Annotated in this window: 16 protein-coding genes; 10 read left to right on the top strand and 6 right to left on the bottom strand. The window is 72.1% G+C overall.

What is annotated here, in order from left to right; translation table 11 throughout:
- Positions 1 to 14 precede the first annotated feature (14 nt).
- Together HUV06_RS01615 and HUV06_RS01610 are read right to left on the bottom strand one after the other, a co-directional pair.
- Positions 15 to 2,288: an LptF/LptG family permease gene (locus HUV06_RS01615; protein ID WP_174299524.1), complete on the bottom strand. Its 2,274-nt coding sequence runs from the start codon at positions 2,286 to 2,288 to the stop codon at positions 15 to 17.
- Positions 2,289 to 2,301: 13 nt separating this feature from the next.
- Positions 2,302 to 3,039 (bottom strand): NTP transferase domain-containing protein, encoded by a 738-nt coding sequence (locus HUV06_RS01610; protein ID WP_174299523.1) that lies wholly within the window; start codon positions 3,037 to 3,039, stop codon positions 2,302 to 2,304.
- A gap of 149 nt (positions 3,040 to 3,188) precedes the next feature.
- On the opposite strand from HUV06_RS01610, the gene HUV06_RS01605 reads away from it, so the two are divergent.
- Positions 3,189 to 4,970: an ATP-binding cassette domain-containing protein gene (locus tag HUV06_RS01605; protein WP_174299522.1), complete on the top strand. Its 1,782-nt coding sequence runs from the start codon at positions 3,189 to 3,191 to the stop codon at positions 4,968 to 4,970.
- Here the strand turns inward: HUV06_RS01605 and HUV06_RS01600 are convergent.
- On the bottom strand, positions 4,957 to 5,862 hold the full coding sequence (locus tag HUV06_RS01600) for a CDP-alcohol phosphatidyltransferase family protein (protein WP_174299521.1): 906 nt from the start codon (positions 5,860 to 5,862) through the stop codon (positions 4,957 to 4,959). The two genes, HUV06_RS01605 and HUV06_RS01600, sit on opposite strands and share 14 nt — an antisense overlap.
- A gap of 112 nt (positions 5,863 to 5,974) precedes the next feature.
- Here HUV06_RS01600 and HUV06_RS01595 point away from each other — a divergent pair, with 112 nt between their 5' ends.
- Together HUV06_RS01595 and HUV06_RS01590 are read left to right on the top strand one after the other, a co-directional pair.
- Positions 5,975 to 7,519, top strand: a complete 1,545-nt coding sequence (locus HUV06_RS01595; RefSeq protein WP_174299520.1) for a glycosyltransferase family 39 protein — start codon at positions 5,975 to 5,977, stop codon at positions 7,517 to 7,519.
- Entirely contained in the window at positions 7,443 to 9,026 is a 1,584-nt protein-coding gene (locus HUV06_RS01590) for a glycosyltransferase family 39 protein (protein WP_174299519.1), read from the top strand. The genes HUV06_RS01595 and HUV06_RS01590 overlap by 77 nt, the downstream gene beginning before the upstream one ends.
- A gap of 35 nt (positions 9,027 to 9,061) precedes the next feature.
- Here HUV06_RS01590 and HUV06_RS01585 read toward each other — a convergent pair whose 3' ends face one another.
- Entirely contained in the window at positions 9,062 to 10,219 is a 1,158-nt protein-coding gene (locus HUV06_RS01585; RefSeq protein ID WP_174299518.1) for a dATP pyrophosphohydrolase, read from the bottom strand.
- A 182-nt stretch (positions 10,220 to 10,401) separates the two neighbouring features.
- Here HUV06_RS01585 and HUV06_RS01580 point away from each other — a divergent pair, with 182 nt between their 5' ends.
- From HUV06_RS01580 to HUV06_RS01565, 4 genes are all read left to right on the top strand, one after another.
- Positions 10,402 to 12,102, top strand: coding sequence for a fatty acyl-AMP ligase (locus HUV06_RS01580; protein ID WP_174299517.1), 1,701 nt, complete (start codon positions 10,402 to 10,404; stop codon positions 12,100 to 12,102).
- Positions 12,103 to 13,053, top strand: coding sequence for an NAD(P)-dependent oxidoreductase (locus tag HUV06_RS01575; RefSeq protein ID WP_174299516.1), 951 nt, complete (start codon positions 12,103 to 12,105; stop codon positions 13,051 to 13,053).
- 96 nt (positions 13,054 to 13,149) lie between these two features.
- Complete coding sequence (locus HUV06_RS01570; RefSeq protein ID WP_371810946.1) at positions 13,150 to 13,392, top strand: acyl carrier protein; 243 nt, start codon at positions 13,150 to 13,152, stop codon at positions 13,390 to 13,392.
- A gap of 4 nt (positions 13,393 to 13,396) precedes the next feature.
- Positions 13,397 to 14,611 carry a pyridoxal phosphate-dependent aminotransferase family protein gene (locus tag HUV06_RS01565; protein ID WP_174299514.1) on the top strand — a complete coding sequence of 405 codons (1,215 nt, stop codon included), beginning with the start codon at positions 13,397 to 13,399 and terminating at the stop codon, positions 14,609 to 14,611.
- On the opposite strand, the gene HUV06_RS01560 is transcribed toward HUV06_RS01565, so the two are convergent.
- Positions 14,608 to 17,139 carry an ATP-binding protein gene (locus HUV06_RS01560; RefSeq protein WP_174299513.1) on the bottom strand — a complete coding sequence of 844 codons (2,532 nt, stop codon included), beginning with the start codon at positions 17,137 to 17,139 and terminating at the stop codon, positions 14,608 to 14,610. The two genes, HUV06_RS01565 and HUV06_RS01560, sit on opposite strands and share 4 nt — an antisense overlap.
- A gap of 260 nt (positions 17,140 to 17,399) precedes the next feature.
- On the opposite strand from HUV06_RS01560, the gene HUV06_RS01555 reads away from it, so the two are divergent.
- Genes HUV06_RS01555 through HUV06_RS01545 form a run of 3 tightly spaced genes read left to right on the top strand, consistent with a single transcriptional unit; the run spans position 17,400 to position 19,503 of the window.
- The gene (locus HUV06_RS01555) at positions 17,400 to 18,011 is read left to right on the top strand and encodes a 2OG-Fe(II) oxygenase (protein WP_174299512.1); all 612 of its coding nucleotides are present in this window, start codon (positions 17,400 to 17,402) and stop codon (positions 18,009 to 18,011) included.
- A gap of 13 nt (positions 18,012 to 18,024) precedes the next feature.
- Positions 18,025 to 19,008 (top strand): lipoyl synthase, encoded by a 984-nt coding sequence (lipA, locus tag HUV06_RS01550; RefSeq protein WP_174299511.1) that lies wholly within the window; start codon positions 18,025 to 18,027, stop codon positions 19,006 to 19,008.
- Between the two features lie 3 nt (positions 19,009 to 19,011).
- Positions 19,012 to 19,503 carry a type II toxin-antitoxin system RatA family toxin gene (locus HUV06_RS01545; protein ID WP_174299510.1) on the top strand — a complete coding sequence of 164 codons (492 nt, stop codon included), beginning with the start codon at positions 19,012 to 19,014 and terminating at the stop codon, positions 19,501 to 19,503.
- On the opposite strand, the gene HUV06_RS01540 is transcribed toward HUV06_RS01545, so the two are convergent.
- Positions 19,463 to 19,960, bottom strand: coding sequence for a CinA family protein (locus HUV06_RS01540; protein ID WP_174299509.1), 498 nt, complete (start codon positions 19,958 to 19,960; stop codon positions 19,463 to 19,465). The two genes, HUV06_RS01545 and HUV06_RS01540, sit on opposite strands and share 41 nt — an antisense overlap.
- Positions 19,961 to 20,385 lie beyond the last annotated feature (425 nt).

The raw sequence follows: 20,385 nt of genomic DNA, 5'->3' as shown, positions 1-20,385 counted from the left end.
GTGCGTCCGCTCGATCAGCCGTCGGAGAAGGACAGGGCCCACAACCCCCCGGCCGCAAAGACCGCGGGCGCCGTCCAGGCGGCGACGAGGGCCGGCAGGTCGCCCGCTTCGCCCAGCGCCGTCAACAGGCCGTCGGTCATCAGGAAGGCCAGGCCCGAGCCGAGGGCCGCGCCGAGCGGCAGGGTCTGGCCGCGGCGGCCTCCGGACCAGACGAGCACCGGGGAGGCCAGCAGCAGCATGATGAAGGGGCTGAGCGGCTCGGACAGCCCGTGCTGCACCCGCGTCGCCAGGTCGTGTCCGCGCTTGTCGGTGGCCGCGCCCGAAACCCGCGTCCAGACCGCCGCCAGCGTGGTGGTCTCCTCGGAGGTGCGGGTCACCGCGCGCAGGTCGAAGGGGCTGAGCCCCACGCCCGTCCAGCGGGACGCCGGCGCGCGGGTGACCACATCGCCGGCTTCACCCACCTGGTCGAAGCGGGTCGCGCCCGCCCGCCAGCCACGGGCCCACTGCAGGGTGGCTGCGGAGGTGCGGCTGCGCAGCAGCCCGTCGGCGTCGCGGCCGTACATCGTCACGCCCTGCAGGCTGCGACCGTCGGCGCTGACGTGGTCCGCGTGCAGCAGGTCGCGCCCCACGCGCAGCCAGCGGCCCTGGGGCGCCACGCGCTCCTGCACCGGCGTGCTGTCGCTCCACCACCCGTCCAGCGCCGCCTGGGCGTGGGGCGCCACCTCGGCGGAGAGGCCGAACTCCAGCGCCGCCATGGCCAGGGCCACTGGCGCCGCGGCCCGCAGGATGCGGTAGGGGGAGACGCCGCAGGCCTGCATGGCCACGCTCTCGCTGCTGCGGCCGAGCGCGAAGAAGGTCGCCACCGCGCCGACCAGGATCGCCAGTCCGCCCAGCTGCAGAACCATGGCGGGCGCCCGCAGCGTCTCGTAGCGGGCGAGCCCCGCCACACCCAGGCCCCGCGACAGGATCTTGGGGCTCATCTCCTGCAGGTCGACGATCTGGAAGAACAGGACGAAACCCAGGCCCGCGATGGCCGTGCGGACTGCGAACAGCCAGACGATGTAGGCGGGCAGGTTCGAATATCGCCGGGTGAGCCAGGAGACGCCGCCCAAGAGGGCGATGCGGCGGCGCACGCCGCGGGTCGCCCAGGCCAGCCAGGCTCCCGTGCGGGTGATGGGATTGTCGCCAGGTCGCCGCCGGCTGGTCAGGTGCACCGCGATGCAGACGGCGGCGAACACGATCAGGCAGGCGACGATCGGCCAGGCCGAGGACAGCCTGCCGCTCACCGCCAGGCCCTTGAAGAACTCCACGCCGTGGTGGAAGGCCGCGAGGCTGGCCACGGCCACGATCATGCCGGGCGCCCGGCCGCCGCGCTTGCTCGCCAGGGCGAGGGGCAGGGCGAAGAGCGGCAGGAAGGCCAGGACCGCCGCCTGCACCAGCTTCACCGCCAGCTCCGCCCCCACGACCCGCCCGCGATGCCCGCCGGCCTCCAGCGCCCCGAACAGCTCGGGCAGGGTCAGCTCCCGCTCGTCCCCGCCGCGGACGGGCCTGGCGACGGCGACGCCTGAGGGCTCGATCTGGTCCAGGGTGTCGAAGCGACCGAAGGTGGGGCCGGAGGCGGCGGCGTCGCGCAGCACCGAGCCGTCGTGCAGCGTCAGCGCCACGTCGCGGCCGCCATGGACGAAGCTCCAGGAGCCTCCCCTGGCCGTGGTGACCGTCTCGCCGCCGGACGGGTTGCGCTGGGTCTGGAAGACGCCCCGCAACCGGTGGCCCACCAGCAGCACCTGCTCGGCCTCGAGGCTCGAGCCGGGCTTGGGCGCGAACACCACCCCGGGCTCCAGCCGCCCCGACCATCCCGCCTGCTGCGCCCGGGCCAGGCCCTGGTTGTAGCTGAAACGTCCCAGCGGCTCGGGCCAGGCGGAGACGGCGAGCATCGCAAGGGCGATGGCCGCGCCCGCGGCTATGAAGGGAGTGGCGAGCCGCCCGGGCGAGACGCCGGCGGCCAGGATCGCCTCGATCTCACCGTCGGCGTCCAGGCCGCTGACGCAGATCAGCAGCCCGGTGAAGAAGGCGAAGGGGATCGCGGTGGCGAGGAAGTAGGGGCTCAGGGCCGCCATCAGCGGCAGCAGGAACGCCAGGCGCGCCCCGCTGTCCGACAGCGCCTGGACCAGCCGCAGCGCCTTGTCGAGCAGCAGGGCCGCCAGGATCAGGCCCAGGCTCGCCGCTACCGGCGGCCACAGGCGGCGCAGGAGGTACCGGTCGAGCTGGCCGCCAGCGAGCCGCTTCAAGGCTGTCTCCGGCTCAGGAGGCGATGCGGACGGCTGTCGACGTGGCGCGAAGAGATCGCTCCGCCTTGTCGAGCGCGAGGGCGTCGTCCACGTCGATCCAGAAGCGGTCGCCGATGTCGAAGGTGGAGGCCCGGCCCGCATCCGCCAGCCGCTGCATACCGGCGGAGATGCCGCCTCCGCCCCCGCCCTCCACGTCGGCCCGCAGAGCGTCGAACAGGGCGGGCCCGGCGCGGAACAGGCCGGTGTCGAAGGCGTCGTAGCTGTCGATCAGCTTGCCGATGCGCCTGATCGCGCCGCCCTTGGCCGTCTGCACCCGGGTGACGTCCTCCAGGTCGACCAGAGGGTTGCCGAGGCGCCGGTCCACGGCCAGCACTACGGGCGCCGCGTCGTCCAGGGCGATCAGGTCGGCCAGGATCGAGGGGTCGAACAGGTGGTCGGCCATGAGCAGCAGGAACTCGCCCGTCAGCAGCGCCTCGGCCGCCAGCACGGAGACGCCGTTGGCCCCGCGCCAGTCCGGGTTGAACACGCTGGTCACCGTCAGGTCGAGGCGGGCGGAGATGTCCGCGAGCCTCGCCGCCACGGCGTCGCCCTGGTAGCCGGTGACCACCACGAACTCGCTCACGCCCGCGCGCGCGGCTCCGGCGATGACGCGCTCGATCAGCGCAACCCCGCCCACAGGCGCGAGCGGCTTGGAGGCGGCGAGGCCACGCAGGCGCACGCCCTGGCCCGCCGCCACGATCAGCGCCTTCACGCGCCTGGCTCGATGGCGAGGACGGATCGGGTGGACGGCTTCAAGACGGCGGACGGTCCTTCGAGCGACACTGTGACCGAAGGGCTGGACAGGAGGTCCCGCGGCGTCGGAATGGCGGAGGCTGCAGGCACTATGGTGGAAGGGCGACCTTGAGACCAGCCCATGAGGCTTCGGCGAGCGACGAGGCCGGACCCGTCCGGCGGCTCGGCGGACTGCTCGGCGCGCGGCCCGGCCTGACCGGACTGGCGGCCCTGTCCGTACTCCTGTCGACAGCGGCGATCCTGGGCCTGACCGTGGCGGGCCGGTTCGCGATCGACCGCCTGGGGTCGACGCGCGGCGGCTCCGACCTCCTGGCGCCCCTGCTCGCGCTGGGGCTGGTCGCGGGGGTCTTCGCAGCGACGACGGCCCTGCGCATCTATTTCGTCACCGTCCTGGGCGAGCGGATCGGGACCGACCTGCGGCGCAGCCTCTACGATCGCGCCCTTGGCCTGGATCCCACAGCCCTGGCGGGCCGTGAGCCGGGTGATCTGCTCTCGCGCCTCACCAGCGACGTGGCGGCGGTGCAGAACCTCGCCGGCAACCTCTGTTCCGTGGCGCTGCGCAACCTGGTGAGCCTGGCGGGGGCGCTCGGCCTGCTGATCGTGCTGCGGCCGATCTCGGCGGCCCTGCTGCTGTTCGTCCCGATCTTCCTGGCCCCTCTCCTCATCTTCCGACGGCGGCTGCGGCGGAGTGGGGCGTCCGCGCAGGCGCGCATCGCCGAGGCCATCGGCTTTGCCGGCGAGAGCCTGGCGGGACTTGCGACCCTGCAGGCCTTCGGTCACGAAGGGCGCGCCGCCACGCGCTTTGCCGCCGCCATCGAGGCGGCCGGCGCCGCGGCCCGGGTGCGGGCGCGGACCCACGCCGCGCTCGCTTTCGCCATCATCCTGCTGCTGTTCCTGGGACTGGCGGCGCTCCTCGGCGAGGGCGCCTACGCGGCCTATGTCACCCATCGCTCGACCACGGGGCTGCTGGTGCAGTCGGGGGTGCTGGCGCTGCTGGCGGCGTCGTCCGCCAGCGCGCTGACCGAGGTGTGGAGCGAGGCGCGCAAGGCGCTGGAGGCGCTGGAGCGGATCGGCGCGGTGCTCGACCTGCGCCCCGCCGTCACGGCCCCCGCGTCGCCTACACGCCTGCCGACGCCCGCGCGGGGCGAGATCGTGTTCGAGGACGTGGCGTTCAGCTATCCGCACGCCAGCCGGGCCGCGGCGCTCCGCGGCGTCAGCTTCCGCATCGCGCCCGGCGAGCGGGTGGCCCTGGTCGGACCTTCCGGCGCCGGGAAGAGCACGGTCTTCCAGCTGCTGCTGCGCTTCTACGACCCGCAGTCGGGCTCGGTTCGGTTGGACGGGGTGGATTTGCGACAGGCCTCGCCCGCCGATGTCCGCGCGCGCATGGCCCTGGTCTCCCAGGACCCCATGCTGTTCACCGGCGCGGTCGCCGACAACATCGACTTCGGGACGCCGCCGGTGAGCGCCGAGCGGGTCGCCGCCGCCGCCGCCGCCGCCCAGGTGGACGCGTTCCTGGATGGCGGAGACCTCTCGACACCGGTGGGGGAGGGCGGCCGCTCGCTGTCCGGCGGCCAGCGCCAGCGGGTGGCCCTGGCCCGCGCCTTCGCCCGGGACGCCGCGATCCTGCTCCTGGACGAGGCCACCAGCGCCCTGGACGCCCGCAACGAGCAGCTGGTGCAGGACGCCCTGGCCCAGGCCGGCCGCTCCCAGACCACGCTGGTCATCGCCCACCGCCTGGCCACGGTGCTGGACGCCGACCGCATCCTGGTGATGGACCAGGGACGGGTCGTGGAGAGCGGGACCCATGCGGCGCTGATCGCCCGGAGCGGGCTATACGCCCGTCTCGCCGCCCTCCAGTTCCACGCGGCGACCCCGCTCAGCCCGGCGTGAGCCGCGTCGCAGTCCTTGCTAGCCGCCTCCGCTGGCCGGCGTAGAGGCCGGCATAGGCCGCGTTCAGCACCACGGCGACATAGACGAACAGGAAGATCGGTCCGCCCGCGAGCATGGACAGGAAGACCGCCACGGTCTCCGCATTGGTGGACAGGATCGCCGCGCGCCGGACGACCGGGGCCAGCTCGGCCTGGCAGGCCGCGCGTGCGGCCTGCCGACTCGTTGAGCCCGCCGCCGCGGCGTGTTCCATGGCGACGTCCAGGACCGTGCTGTCCGGCGTCACCCGGGTCGAGACCGCCAGGAACAGCCGCCCGAGGGCGCCGGCCGGGCCGCGTCCGCCCGGCGGTCCTGCGGCCAGCGTCTGGCGTATCCACGCCGTCCCGTAGACCCAGCGGCGGTACTGGCGGCGCACGGTCTCGTAGAAGTTGGCCTGCACGATGCGCGACACGCCAGTGACGCCGGCCAGCAGCCAGACCCAGCCGCCGAACTGGGCGGCCCCGTCAGCGCCGAGCGCCACGTACAGGACCGTGCGCCCCGCATAGTCGCAGATGCCGTCCACCAACTCGCCGGAGGGCGAGCTGCGACCCGTGCGCCGGGCAAGATCGCCGTCCGCTCCGTCCAGCACGTGCCAGGCGTAGTGGCTGAGGAGGCCCAGCAAGGCGCCCCAGGGCCGGGGCAGCAGGGTGTAGGCTGCAGCCCCCACGGCCGCCATCGCCGCCCCGGCCACCGAGACCATGTTGGGCGTGACCCAGGTGGAGGCGAGCCGCGCCGCCAGGGTGCGCGAGAGGGGGTGAACCAGCCGCCGGTTGCTCCAGAGCTCAAGCTCCGCGGGCCTGGCGACCTCGGGGGCGGTCTGGAGCGCCGGCGAAGGCGGGACGCTGGGCGCGTTCATCGTTGAAATTCCCGGCGGCCCGGCTAGTGAAGCCGATCATGTGCGCGGCGCTCCAGACCTCACCGGGATGCGCCCGCGGGTCAAGGCGCTCTCTGAAAGGCGGTCAAGGCGGATGGGCAGGCGCACGACCGCCCGGGCGTGGCGTGCGCCGGCCTTGGAGACCATGCTGTTCGGCGGTCTGGCCCTCTGGCTCGGCCTGCTGGTATTCGCCACCCCCTTCAACCACGACGAGGACCAGTACCTCGCCGCCAGCGTGCTCGCCGCCAAGGCCCTGCTCTACCGCGACTTCCTCTATGTGCAGACGCCGCTCCAGCCGGAGCTGACGGCATGGCTGACAGGCCTCGCGCCGGGATGGAGCTTCCTGGTCCTGCGGCTGGCTTCGGCGGCGTTCGGCCTGGCGGCCCTGGCGGGCGTCTGGTCCGCCCAGCGCCGCCTCGACGTCGGGCGTCGGGCGGCGTCGGCTGCGACCCTGCTGATGGCGAGCGCCTATACGTTCCAGTACTGCGCCAGCGTGGTGCGCAATGACGCCCTGCCCATGGCGCTGCTCGCCTGGGCGATCGTGGCGGCGGCCTCGGCCCTGCGCGAGGGCGGGCGGCGGCCATGGCTCGGCTGGGGCGTCTGCGGGCTGCTGCTGGGCGCCGCGGTCAGCGCCAAGATATCGTTCGCCCCCCTGCTGGCGGCCGCCGCCCTGTCCGTCTGCCTGCCGCGTGCGGCTTTGCGACCCCGTGGAACGGAGGTGGGGAGCTTCGGCCTCGGCGCCCTGGCGGGCTTGGCGCCCATCGCATTGGCCTGGACCCGGGCGCCCGAGGCGGTGCGCTTCGCCCTCGTCGGCTTCTGGGCGGACGGCCCAAGGCGCTGGTACGTGGCCAACGGTCTGGAACACCGGATGGAGCCCGCGTCCAAGCTGCTCTACGGCCTGGGCGACCTGCTGCTTGGGCCGGCGCTGGCCGCCCTGGCGCTCGTCCTGCTCGCAAGGCTGCGGCCGCCCCGGCCGGCCGGGGCCCCTGCGGCAAGGCTGCTTGACCTGATGATCCTGGCGGGCCTGGTGGCCGCGTTCGCGCCCTCGCCCACCTACAAGCAGTACTTCGCCCCCCTCCTGCCGCCCCTGTTCATCCGCCTGGGCCTGATCGCGTCGCAGTCACGGCTCCCGGCCTGGGGACGGGCGGCGCTGGGGCTGGGCGCCGTGACCGGCCTGGCCATCTTCGCGATGCGGGCAGGGGAGGCGGCCTTGACCGGCCGCTGGACGCCGATCGTGGTGGCGCAGGAGAACCGCTGGATCGGCGACACTCTCCGCCAGGCCCGGGCCTCCGGCGCGGTCGCGACCCTGTCCGCCCACGCCGTGCTCGACAGCGGCTATCCGCTGGACCGGCGTTTCGCAGGCGGGGCGATGGTGTACCGCAGCGCGGACGGCGTTCCCGAAGCTCTGCGCAGCCGGCTTCACATCACCAGCCCCGTCTCGCTCGCCGCCGACCTGGACGCAGCGTCCCCGGCCGCCATCGTCACCGGCTACGAGGACGGCGGCGGGGACACCCGGGTGCGGCTGGATGCACCCTTGCGCGCCTACGCCCAGTCGCGCGGCTATGTCCTGCACCGCAGTCCCGTGGCTGCGGCGGCGCTCTACATCCGTCCGCAAGGCGCGTCTCCTGTCGTCCGCTAGGCTGACCTTCCTGCAGCGCGCCGGCCTGCTGCTGCTGGCGGCCGCCGCCTGGATGGCGGTGGACCTGCCGGTTTTCCCCATCAATCGGTGGGACGAGTCGCGGCTGGCGGTGAACGCCATCGAGATGCACGCCACGGGCCTGTCGCTGGTGACCACCTACGGCTTCCGCCCGGATCTCTGGAATACCAAGCCGCCGCTGCTGATCTGGCTGATGAGCCTTTGCATGTCGGTGTTCGGCCCCAGCGAGGGCGCGCTCCGCATCCCCTCGGCCCTGGCCACGCTCGGCAGCGCGGCGGTGGCCATGGGGTTCACCTGGAAGCTGACGCGCAGCGCCTTTGCGCCGCTCGCCGCGGGGGTGGTGCTGCTCACCACCCGCGGTTTCGTCGGTCGCCACAGCGGCCAGACGGCGGACTACGAGGCGCTGCTCTGCTTCCTTGTCACCGCCTACGCCTGCCTCTTATTCCATACCCTGCACCACAGGAGGCCCCAGCCCTGGCAGGTGATGCTCGCCGGCGCCCTTGTTGCGGGCGCCGCCCTGACCAAGGGCGTGGCGGGCCTCGCGCCGGGCGCAGGCCTCCTGCTCTACCTGCTGGTGCAGCGGCGGTTCTGGCGGCCGTTCCGGTCGTGGAGCTACCCGGTCGCGGGCCTGCTGGCCGCGGCGCTGATCGCCGCCTTCTACCTCGGCCGGGAGCATGCGGCGCCCGGCTACCTGCACGCCGTCGCCACCAACGAGCTCGGCCGCTACGGCGCGATCGTGGAGAACCACCACAATCCCGTCTGGTACTATCCCCTGCTGATCTTCGGCGCCTTCGGCTTCTCTCTGGGCGTCTTCGCCCTGCCTCTGCTGGCGGAGGTCAGATGGGTGCGGGGCCGCCGCCGGGCCGGCATGGTCTTCGCGCTGTGCATGGCGTTCGCGATCATGGCCATCTACACGGCCGGCAAGACCAGGATCCGCTGGTATACCGACCCGTGCCATCCATTCCTGGCCATCGGCTGCGCCATCGGCCTGGACAGCCTGCGCACCCGCCTGCGGGCGCGGCGCGGCCCGGTGGCGGGGATGCCGGCCTGGGAACGGGCGGTGCTCTGGAGCGGGGCGGCGGTGCTGGTGCTGGTGATCTTCATCGTCCGGGACGTCTACCCCAGCCTCTTCGACCAGCGCTCCACGGGCCGCTATGGCGAGGTCTTCGCCGCCCTGCACCGGCGGGGACTCGACCGGGTGGAGGTCCGCGACGATGGCGTCTTCAACGCCCAGCGCGACACGGCCTACGCCCCCCAGCTGCAGTTCTACGCGGTGCTGTGGCGTGAGCGCGGGTTGGTGGTGGTCCGACGCTCGGCGCAGGCCGACATCCGGCCGGGCGTGGTCATGGCGTCCTGCGACGTCACGCTGGAGCCGCAGCTCGCTCAGCTCGGCCCTGACTTGGCCCACGTTCGAGGCTGCATCGCGGTCGTGCCGGCGGTCAGGCGAGGCGGCCTGATCTCAAAACCCGACCGGGTTGGCGCCGGCTAGGACCAGACCTCCGTCCGCCCAGGACGGCAGGAGGGTCACCCCAGCGCCTTCTCGTAGATGCGGTAGGTCTTGTAGACGTCGGCGCCGATGGCCTCGCTGATGCGGCGCATGGCCCGGTTGTCCTCCAGGATCCACGACAGCTCGAAGCGCTCGTAGCCCAGGGCGAAGGCGCGCCGGCCGCCGATGTCGATCATCAGGAAGGGCAGGAGCTGGCCGCGCCGGTCGCGGTGGAACTTCTTCTTCACGCCCATCAGCGGCACCCGGATCGACTTCACCCGCCGCACCTTCAGCCGCCAGAGCAGGCGGACCCAGCCGAACGGCAGCAGCCGGCCGCCGAGCCCGGCGATGGCCGCGTTCACGTCGGGCAGGTAGACGATCACCCCCGCCGCCTCGCCGTCGATCTCGGCGAACCAGACCAGGGTGGGGTCGATCACCGACTTCAGCGCCTTGGCCAGCGCCCGGGTCTCGGCCTCGGTGGTGGGCGTGAAGCCCCAGTTTTCCGACCAGGCGTCGTTCAGGATTTCGGTCAGGGTGGCGACCTCGGCGTCATAACGCTTCATGTCGAGCTGGCGGAGGTGCACGCCCCCCGGCACGCCCCGGCGGATGCGCTTCAGCACCGGCTCCGGCAGGTCGTCGCTGGAGCGGCACAGATAGGCGTAGACGTCCTTGGCCTTGGCGTAGCCCTGCGCCTCGATCCGGGCGGCGGCATAGCGAGGATCGTGGCCCATCATCACCATGGGCGGGGTGTCGAAGCCGTCGATCAGCAGTCCCACCTCCTCGTTGATCGACAGGTTCAGCGGCCCCAGAGCCCGTCCGCAGCCGCGCGTGCGCAGCCATGCCTCCGCCGCGCCCAGCAGGGCGGCGAAGACGGCGTCGTCGTCCTCCGCGGCGATCAGGCCGAAGTGGCCGGTGTGCGGCTGCCCGGGCTCCGGCGGCGCGAGCCGGTCGATCTGGGCGCTGATCCGACCCACGTCGCGCCCGCCACGCCTCGCCAGCCAAAACTGGACCTCCGCGTGCTCGAAATAGGGATTGCCCTTGGCCGACCACGCCTGGCGCCGCTCCATCCGCAGCGGCGCGATGTAGTTCGGGTCATGGGCGTTCAGCCGGTCGGTCAGGCGGATGAAGCGGTCCAGCTGGGCGCGTGAGGACACCGGTTCGATCACGATCGACGCGGGGTCGGGGACTGTGTTCACGGCGGCATCCTTGAGCGGGGCGGGGCGGCTGGGGGGTGAGGCGGCGAACGCCTGCACCATCTTTCTAGATCGCTGCAGCTCTAGGCGTAAGCGCCCGCAGTGGCTGCATCCTGAGCCCGTCGAAGGACGAGGCGTCCGAGGCGCGCCTTGCGATCGCACCTTGGACGTTCCAAGACTTGGAGGTGAGTCCGACGCCGACATCTCCCGACCGCACCCTGCCGGCGACAGGCCACCCCACCCTGGCGGCCGCGCTGGACGCCGCCGCTCAGCAGCCAACCGGCCTGAACATCTACGGCCTGCGGGGAGAGCTGGTCGAGGCCGTGCCCTATGCAGGGCTGCGCGAGCGCGCCCTCGCCCTGGCGGGCCGCCTGCAGGCCTCAGGCCTTGCGCCTGGCGACCGCGTCGGGCTGGTCGCCGAGACGAGCGCGACCTTCGTCACGAGCTTCTTCGCCTGCCAGTACGCCGGGCTGGTTCCCGCGCCCATGCCGCTGCCTGCGCCGCTTGGCGGCGGCGACGCCTATGTGGACCAGATCGCGCGCCTGCTCACCCAGGCGCACGCCAGCGCCGCCTTCGGCCCGGAAGCCCTGCAGCCGCTGGTCGCGGCCGCCGGTGCGCGAGCGGGCCTGCGGCAGCTCGCCCCGCTCGCCGAGCTGCCGAAGGGCGAGGTCGAGCGGGTCGAGGCCACGCCCGAAGACACCTGCTATCTGCAGTTCTCCTCCGGCAGCACCCGCACGCCCACCGGCGTGGTGGTGACCCACCGCGCCGTGAGGGCCAACGCGCACGCCATCACCCGCCACGGCCTGGCGATCGGCGCCGGGGATCGCGCCTTCTCGTGGCTGCCGCTGTTCCACGACATGGGTCTGGTGGGCTTCCTGCTCAGCCCGCTGACGGTGGCCATGTCGGTGGACCTGATGCCGTCCGACGCCTTCGTCCGCCGGCCCCTGCTGTGGCCGCGGCTGATCGGCCAGACCGGCGCCACCATCTCCTACAGCCCGAGCTTCGGCTATGAGCTCTGCGCCCGGCGCGCCGAGACGGCGGACCTGTCCGATCTCGACCTGTCGCGCTGGCGTGTGGCGGGGGTGGGCGGCGACATGGTGCGGGCCGGCCCGCTCACCGCATTCGCCGATCGCTTCGCGGCTTCGGGCTTCGACGCGCGCGCGTTTGTGGCCAGCTACGGCATGGCCGAGGCGACCCTCGCGCTCGCCATGTCCCCTCTGGGCCAGGGAGTGCGCAAGGAGATCTTGGCCAGCGACCGGCTGGAGCGGGGCGGCCGTGCGGTCGCCGGCGCCGGCTACGCCCGCCGCCGGGATTTCGTCCGCTGTGGGCCGGTGCTGCCCGGCCACGAGCTGGAGGTCCGCGACGAGGCGGGCGCGCCCCTGCCGGACCGTCACCTGGGCCGCATCTTCGTGCGGGGCCCGAGCCTGATGCGCGGATATTTCGATCAACCCGACGCCACCTCGGCGGTGCTCGGCGTCGACGGGTGGCTGGACACGGGCGACCTCGGCTTCCTGGCCGACGGCGAGCTGACGCCCACGGGGCGAGCCAAGGACCTGATCCTGCACAACGGCCGCAACATCTGGCCCCAGGACCTGGAGTGGACCGCAGAGGCCGAGATCGTGGGTCTGCGCAGCGGCGATGTGGCGGCCTTCCAGGCGGAGGAGGACGGGCCGGGCGTAATCGCCCTGGTGCAGACGCGGGTGCGCGATCCGGCTGCCCGCGCCCGGCTCGCAGCTGATATCGCAGGCCTGCTCCGCGCCCGCCATGGCGTGGAGACCGAGGTCCGACTGGTCGGACCGGGCGCGCTGCCGCAGACCTCTTCGGGCAAGCTGCGACGGGCGCGGGCGCGTGAGCTGTTCCTGGTCGGCGCCTTCGAGACCGCCTGAGTGGCCGCGCGCCTGGCCGCGCTGACCGGCGTCACGGGCTTCCTCGGGGGACAGGTCGGCCTGGCTCTGGCGGCGCAGGGCTGGCGGCTGAGGCTGCTGGTCCGCCGCGACCTCGCCGACCCGCGCCTCCGCAACCTGCAGCCGGAGATCGTGCGGGGCGATCTGGCCGACGTGGAGGGGCTGCGACGCCTTTGCCGCGGCGCCCAGGCGATCGTCCACGTGGCGGGCGTGGTGAAGGCGCGCCGGGCCTCGCACTTCCGGGACGTCAACACCGAAGGGGCCGGGCGGCTGGCGGCCGTGGCGCGGGAGTTGGCGCCGGACGCCGCCTTCGTGCTGGTCTCCAGCCTGGCCGCTCGCGCCCCTCAGCTCTCGGCCTACGCCCGGAGCAAGCGGGATGGCGAACATGCGGTCACGGAGGCGCTGGGCCGGGCTGCCTGGATCGTCCGGCCGCCCGCGATCTACGGGCCGGGCGACCGCGCGACGCTGGGCCTGTTCCAGGCGGCGGCCGCCAGTCCGGTCCTGCCTGTCCTTCGCCGGGAGCTGAACATCCCCCTGATCCATGTCTATGACGCGGCTTCGGCCATCGCGACGCTTGCGGGCATCGATGGCGGCGGCTGCGTGGCGCTCTGCGACGGGCGGCTCGAAGGTCACCGGCTGGGCGAGATCATGACCCAGGCGGCGGCCGCGGTCGGACGGCGCGTAAGGCTGGCGATCGTCCCGACCCTTGCGGTGCGCGCGCTCGGCGTCGCCGGCGACCTCGGCGGCCTGCTCGGCGCCACGCCCATGGTGACGTCGGGTAAAATCCGGGAACTCCTACACGGCGGCTGGGGCCTGCAGCCCGGCGAGCTTGCGGCCGGGCTTCCGCCGCCGCGGTTCGAGCTGGCGGCGGGTTTCCGCGACACGGTCGCCGGCTATCGCGCCATGGAGTGGTTGGCCGGAGCGAGGCGTTAGTGTGTGACGGTTTATGGCTTTCGCCATGATGGCACCCTATAAGCTCCAGACCCAGCCCGCCGTGGACAGATGATTCTGCCGGTCATGACCGTAAACGTGACGGACTTCACCCTCGCGGAGATCGCCCGTGCGGCGCGCAACGTGCTGGGCCGCCCAGTGACGGTGAGCCCCGCCACCGACATCGCACGCGACCTCAACGTGGACTCCCTGGCCCTTATGAACATTGTGATGGAGCTGGAGGACGCCTTCGACGTGTCGATCCCGCTCGACCGGCTGGCTTCGGTGCAGACGGCAGGCGACCTGGCCGCCCTGATCACCGACCTCCGTGAGAGGGCCTGAGGGCATGGGTCTGCTGGACAGGCACCGCGGCTACAAGGACGCCTACGACCACATCCGCGCGCATGGCGCCGATCCGTTCAACGTCCGCTTCGACGAGATGCTGTCGCCGACCGAGGGCCGGATGGGCGCGCGGCGGGTGATAATCATGGGCGCCAACAACTATCTCGGCCTGACCTTCGACCCGGACTGCGTGGAGGACTCGGTCAAGGCCGTGCGCGCCTGGGGCACGGGCACCACGGGCTCTCGCATCGCCAACGGCAGCCTGGACGCGCACCTGAAGATGGAGCAGGCGCTGGCCCGCTTTTTCGGCCGCCGCCACGCCATGCTGTTCACCACCGGCTACCAGGCCAACCTGGGCGTGCTCTCGGCCCTGGTCGGGCGCGGCGACCACCTGATCCTGGACGCCGATAGCCACGCCAGCATCTATGACGGAGCGCGCCTGGGCCACGCCGAGGTGATCCGCTTCCGCCACAACGATCCGGACGACCTGTACAAGCGCCTGCGCCGGCTGGAGGGCGTGCCCGGCGAGCGGCTGATCGTGGTGGAGGGCGTCTACTCCATGCTGGGCGACACTGCGCCGCTGAAGGAGATCGCCGCGGTGAAGCGCGAGCTCGGCGCCCACCTGCTGGTGGACGAGGCCCACTCCATGGGCGTGCTGGGTGAGCGGGGCCGCGGCCTGGCGGAGCTGGCCGGGGTGGAGGCCGACGTGGACTTCATCGTCGGCACCATGTCCAAGAGCCTGGGCGCCATCGGCGGCTTCTGCGTGTCGGACGCCGAGGATTTCGACCTGCTGCGCGTGGTCAGCCGGCCCTACATGTTCACCGCCTCCCTGCCGCCGGGCGTCGTCGCCTCCACCCTCACGGCACTCGGGCGCGTCGAGCAGGATGCGCCGCTGCGGGCGAAGCTCGCCGCCAACGCCATGCGGCTCTATGACGGCCTGAACGCCATGGGCTTCGAGACGGGACCGCAGCCGACGCCCATCGTGGCCGTGGCCATGCCCGACCTGGCGAGCGCCCTGGCCATGTGGAACGGGCTGCTGGAGGCCGGCGTCTATCTCAACCTGGCCCTGCCGCCGGCGACCCCGGACAGCCGCCCGCTGCTGCGCTCCAGCGTCAGCGCCGTGCACACGCTCGAGCAGATCGACGCGGTGCTCTCCGCCTTCGCCGCCGTGGGCGAGCGGCTGGGCCTCATGCACACGCCCCAGCGCGCCTCCGCCTAGACCGCCACGGCAAGGTCCACGGTGTCCTGGTTGGCCAGGACGGCTTCCAGCGAGCTCTGGAGCGCGGCGAGCTCGATCGGCTTGGCCACGTGGGCGTCCATGCCGGCGCCGAGATACTCGCTCACCTGATGGCTGAAGGCGTTGGCGGAGAGGGCGATGATCGGGGTCCGCGGGCGCCCGGTCGCCGCTTCCGCCGCCCGGATGGCGCGGGTGGCCTGGACGCCGTCCATGACCGGCATCTGGACGTCCATCAGGATGGCGTCGAAATCGTGCGCTCGCCAGGCCTCCACCGCCCGCTCGCCATCGCCCACCAGGGTCAGCTCGAAGCCGAACATCTGCATGATGGTGGAGAGCACCAGCTGGTTGGTGGGATTGTCCTCCGCCGCCAGCAGGCGGAGCGGGGCCGCCGAAGGTCCTGCGGCGTCGGCCGGCTGGAAGATCTCGGTTTGGTCCTCGACCTCGCCGGCATAGGGCAGCGCCAGGGTGGCGTAGAAGGTCGAGCCCTGGCCTTCCACGCTCTCCGCCCACACCGCCCCGCCCATCATCGTCGCCAGCTCCTGGCAGATGGCCAGCCCCAGTCCCGTGCCGCCGAAGCGGCGGGTGGTCGAGGCGTCGACCTGCGAGAACTTCTGGAACAGCAGCCGCATCTTGTCCGGGGCGATGCCGACGCCGGTGTCCTGCACCGCAAGCTGCAGCCCCTCGCGGCCGCCCTCGCCATAGCCTGTGAGCCGCACGTGCACGCCGCCCGACACGGTGAACTTCAGCGCGTTGCCGAGGAAGTTGGCCACGATCTGGCGCAGCCGGGACGGGTCGCCCCGGCGCAGTCCACAGGCGTCCGGCGCCACCTCCAGGCGAAGCTGCAGGTCCTTGGCCTCGGCGGAGGCGGTGCAGCCGGCGAGCGTGGACTCCAGCACCTGGGCCGGATCGAACAGGATCTCCTCCAGCTCCAGCTTGCCCGCCTCGATCTTGGAGAAGTCCAAGATGTCGTTGAGCAGGCGCAGCAGGTCGCGCCCGGACTGGCGCACCACGGCCAGACGGCGGCGCTGCTCGTCCGCCAGCGCGCCGCGCTCCATCACCTCGGCCATGGTGAGGAGGCCGTTCAGGGGCGTCCTGATCTCGTGGCTCATATTGGCCAGGAACTCGCCCTTGGCCCGGCTGCCGGCCTCGGCCTCGGCCCGGGCGCTGCGGAGCTGGCGGGACACGCGGACCTGCCAGGCGAGCAGCGCCAGTACCGCGACGCCGATCAGGCCGCCCCCCAGGGTGATCAGGCGCTGGTCGCGCACCACGCGGTCGGCCAGGGCGAGGTTCTTCTGCGCCGTGGACAGCTGGAGCTGGCGCAGGGTCATCTGCCTAGCCATCAGGCCGGTCAGCTGGCCGACCCCCAGGCTGAAGGCGCGCGCCTCCGTGACGTCGTGCGTGCGCGTGTAGGTCCGCAGCGTGTCGAAGGCCTGCCGATCCTGGCCCGCCGCATGTTCGATCTCGGCCTGGACCTCCGGCAGCCGCTCGAACCGGGCGGTGGCGGCGGCCTTGCTGTCGCGCAGGCGCATCAGGGTCGCCAGGTCCCGCTGCGCCTGGACGAGGTCTCCCAGGCGCGCATAGGCGATGGCGCGCCCGGGCAGCACCAGGGGCGCGATGAACTGCGCGTCCCGGAAGTCGGGCCCGAGCGGCGCCAGGCAGCCCAGCACGTCGGCGGGGGCGTCGCGGCCCTCGGCGACCGTGGCGCAGAGCTGGTCGTCCCACGGCCGCTCGCTGGTCAGGTCGGAGCGCAGCGACAGGCGATGGTGGGCCTCGTACAGGGTCTGGGCCAGGTCCTGCCGGCCGACGGTGACCGCCAGCTTGGCCATGTTCCAGATGCCGTCATAGTCGGGGCGAGGATAACCCTGGCCGAACTCGAACTGGGAGCGGCCGAAGGCTATGGCGCTTCCGTCCAGGTCCTGCAGCCTGACGAGCGCGAGCCCTTCGATCTCCCACACGCCGGCGCGTGCGGCCGCCGAACCGGCGGCCATGGCCAGGCCATCCGCATCGGCCAGCTCGTGCAGCGCGCTCGCCGCCTGGTCCCGGTTCACCAGGAAGTAGGCGTCCAGCACCATGGCGTGGCAGCGGACGAACCAGTCCGGGGACTTGGCCGCGATGGCCGTGACCTCGGCCTCGGCCGAAAGGTCCCCCTGGTCGTAGCGGCTCCTCAGGGCGTCCAGGTCGGCCATGCCCACATAGCGCCGGTCTCCGGCCTTCCGGGCTTCGGCGCGGAGCACGCCGTTCCAGTAGGCGAAGCGCTGGAAATCGGACTGGTTGAGGAGCAGCCACTCCACATGCTCCAGCCGCTGCAGCCGGTCGGCGCGGTGGGACGCCACAGCCTCGCGGCCGAACTGCTGCAGGCCTGTGAAGCTCGTCCGGAGGGCCTGCCGCTCGACCGCCGCCGCCACGGCCTCGGGCGTCCAGCGGGCGACCGGGACAGGCTGCGCATAGCCGGGCCGGGCGAGCAGGAGCGCGGCGCCGACACATACCACCGCCACTCGTTGGAGCAACATCCACCGACCTCGTCGCTGCTCAGCCTGGCTGCAGCGGACAATTGAGCATTGTGAGGTTGAAAACCCATTGACGACGGCCGCCCGTGCGGCGGACCAGGCCGGGTCGTGGTCTCCTCAGGTCTTGGAGGATGAACGGCGACCCGTGGCGCTGTGACCGCGATCTCCGATGGTCCTGATCGCCGGCGCCGCTGCCCGTGGCGAGGCGGGCGAGGGATCGCTAGATAGGGGTGCGCCAGTCGCGGCGGCTTTGGAGTTTGAACGTGCTGCGCCTGGACGTCCTCGCCGAGCGGCCCACCACGACCGCGCCCTTCCCCCACCTCACCGCCGAGGGCCTGCTGGGCGAGGCGGAGAAGGCGCAACTCGCCCGCGACTTCCCCGACGAGAGCAAGACCGGCTTCTTTCCCGTCGGGGAGCTGAGCTACGGTCCGGCCTTCCAGCGTCTGCTGGACGATCTGAACGCGCCGGAGTTCTCCCGCATCGTGGGTGAGAAGCTGGACCGCGACCTGGTCGACCGACCCAAGATGATCGTGGTGCGCAAGTGGTCCGCCACCAAGGACGGGCGCCCCCACACCGACGGCCAGGACAAGGTGGCCACCGCGCTTGTCTATCTGAACGACGACTGGTCGGGCGACGGCGGCGCGCTGCGCTTCCTGGAAGGGCCGGACCTGGACGGCCCGGGCACGGCGCCGATCCCGGCGCGCTACGGTGGCTTCGCCGCCTTCGCCCGCGCCGAGGACAGCTGGCACGGCCACAAGCCCTTCGCGGGCGAGCGGCGGGTGGTGCAGGTGTTCTGGCTGAAGGACGAGGACGCCGCCGCCCGCAAGACCAAGCGCCACAAGCGCACCCACTTCTTCAAGGCCCTGTTCGGGTAAGGATCGCCTGCCGATGGCCACCCTGATCGACACCCGCCCGGAGTTTGCGCCCGCCACCGTGCTGCGCCACCCTGAGAAGCGCAACCGGCCGGAGACGGAGGTGCTGCGCAAGCCCGACTGGCTGCGGGTGCGCGCGCCGGGCTCGGCCGGCTACAACGAGACGCGCGGCATCGTTAAGGCCCACGGCCTGACCACGGTGTGCGAGGAGGCGGCCTGCCCCAACATCGGCGAGTGCTGGTCGGTGCGACACGCCACCATGATGATCATGGGCGACACCTGCACCCGCGCCTGCGCCTTCTGCAACGTCAGGACCGGCCTGCCCGAGGCGCTGGACTCCACCGAGCCGCAGCGGGTGGCGGATGCGGTGGCCAAGATGGGGCTGAAGCACGTGGTCATCACCTCGGTCGACCGCGACGATCTCGACGACGGCGGCGCAGCCCACTTCGCCGAGGTGGTGCGCGCGATCCGGCGCGAGTCGCCCGACACGACGGTGGAGATCCTCACGCCGGACTTCCTGAGGAAGCCCGTCTCGGCGGCGGAGACCATGATCGCGGCCGCCCCGGACGTGTTCAACCACAACCTGGAGACCGTGCCGCGGCTGTATCTCAAGGTCCGGCCTGGCGCGCGCTACTACCATTCGCTGCGCCTGCTGGAGCGGGTGAAGGAGCGCGACCCGGCCCAGTTCACCAAGTCCGGGATGATGGTGGGCCTGGGCGAGACCAAGGAGGAGGTGATGCAGGTCATGGACGACATGCGCTCCGCCGACGTCGACTTCATCACCATCGGCCAGTACCTGCAGCCGACGCGGCGCCACGCCGCCATCGACCGCTTCGTCTCGCCCGACGAGTTCAAGGCGCTGGAGTCCATCGCCTACGCCAAGGGCTTCTCCATGGTCTCCGCCAGCCCGCTGACGCGCTCGTCGCACCATGCAGGGGAGGACTTCGCCCGGCTGCGCGACGCTCGTCAGCGAGAACTCGGCAGGGCGTCGCTGGCCTGAGCCATGGCGACCTACCACGTCACCCGCCTGCTTCCCTACACGCCCGAACAGGTGTTCGAGCTGGTGGGCGACGTGCGGGCCTATCCTGAGTTCGTGCCCTGGATCACCGCCATGCAGGCCGGCGAGCCGCAGCCGGAGGGGGAAGGCGTCAGCGTGCTGGACGCCACGGCATCGGTCGGCTTCTCCTTCCTGAAGGAGGCCTTCTCCACCCGGGTGCGCCGCGACGCTCCGGCCCGCATCATCGCCGTCAGCCTGATCTCCGGCCCGTTCCGAAGGCTGGAGAACCGCTGGGCCTTCAACCCGCACCGGGCGGGTTGCGAGGTGGTGTTCGACATCGACTTCCAGTTCAAGGCCCGAATGCTCGACCTGCTGCTGAAGGCCAACTTCGGCTTCGCGGTGGACAAGCTGATCGCCTGCTTCGAGGCCCGAGCCCGCCAGCTCTACGGCGAGAGCGCTAGTCCAGCCGCCCCGACAGCAGTCCTAGCGCCGTCCTGACCGCCGCCAGGCGCACGGCGCTGCGGCCGAGGTCTCCGTAGCGCTCTTCGTGCGCCAGGGTCGTCCCGCCTTTCCGAGCGGTGGCGAACCAGACGAGCCCCACCGGCTTGTCCGCCGACCCGCCGCCCGGCCCCGCCACGCCGGTGATCGCTACAGTCATCTCCGCCTCCGACCGGGCCAGCGCCCCTTCCGCCATGGCCCGCGCCACCGGCTCCGACACCGCGCCGTGCCGCGCGATCAGCCCGGCCGGCACCCCGATCGCGCCCTCCTTGGCGGCGTTAGAGTAGGTCACGTAGCCCCGCTCCACCACGTCGGACGACCCGGCGACCTCCGTCAGCAGAGCCGCCACCAGCCCCCCCGTGCAGCTCTCGGCCGTAGCGATCCGCACCCCCGCCCGCCGCGTCCGCTCCAGCAAGGCCTCGGCCGCCGCCAACAGCTCGTCCGGGAAGAGGGTCATGGAAGGCTCCGTCGCGCCGTTGCGCCGGCATCAAGCGGCTGACGATCCTAGAGCATGGCCCGCTCAGGTGGAACCGACGTGGCTTCCTTCGGCCTCATCCTGAGCCTGTCGAAGGACGAGGCCGTGGCACACCCGGTGGAGACCTCGTCCTTCGACGGGATCAGGATGAGGTGAATGCAAATCTCCCCGTCTGCGGAGACGGGCTCCAGATAAGCGCCTCACGCCTTCGCAGTGTCCAAGACCCGACGCAATCCTGCCCTCGACCCAGCTAAGCCGCCAAGAGGTGTGTTGCCCTTCGTCTCTTCAGCCGCGGCCGTCCGCTCTCCGCCTCAACGTTCATGTCCCCTGAGGGTGGGTTGTAGACTCTTTGCGAGCTTCGGATAATCCAATCCATGGAGATGCCTTCCTCAGATTGGACGACTGAC

This window comes from Caulobacter sp. S45 (genome assembly GCF_903642205.1).
Taxonomy (GTDB): Bacteria; Pseudomonadota; Alphaproteobacteria; order Caulobacterales; family Caulobacteraceae; genus CAHJWH01.
This window is presented reverse-complemented; position numbering and strand designations above follow the sequence as displayed.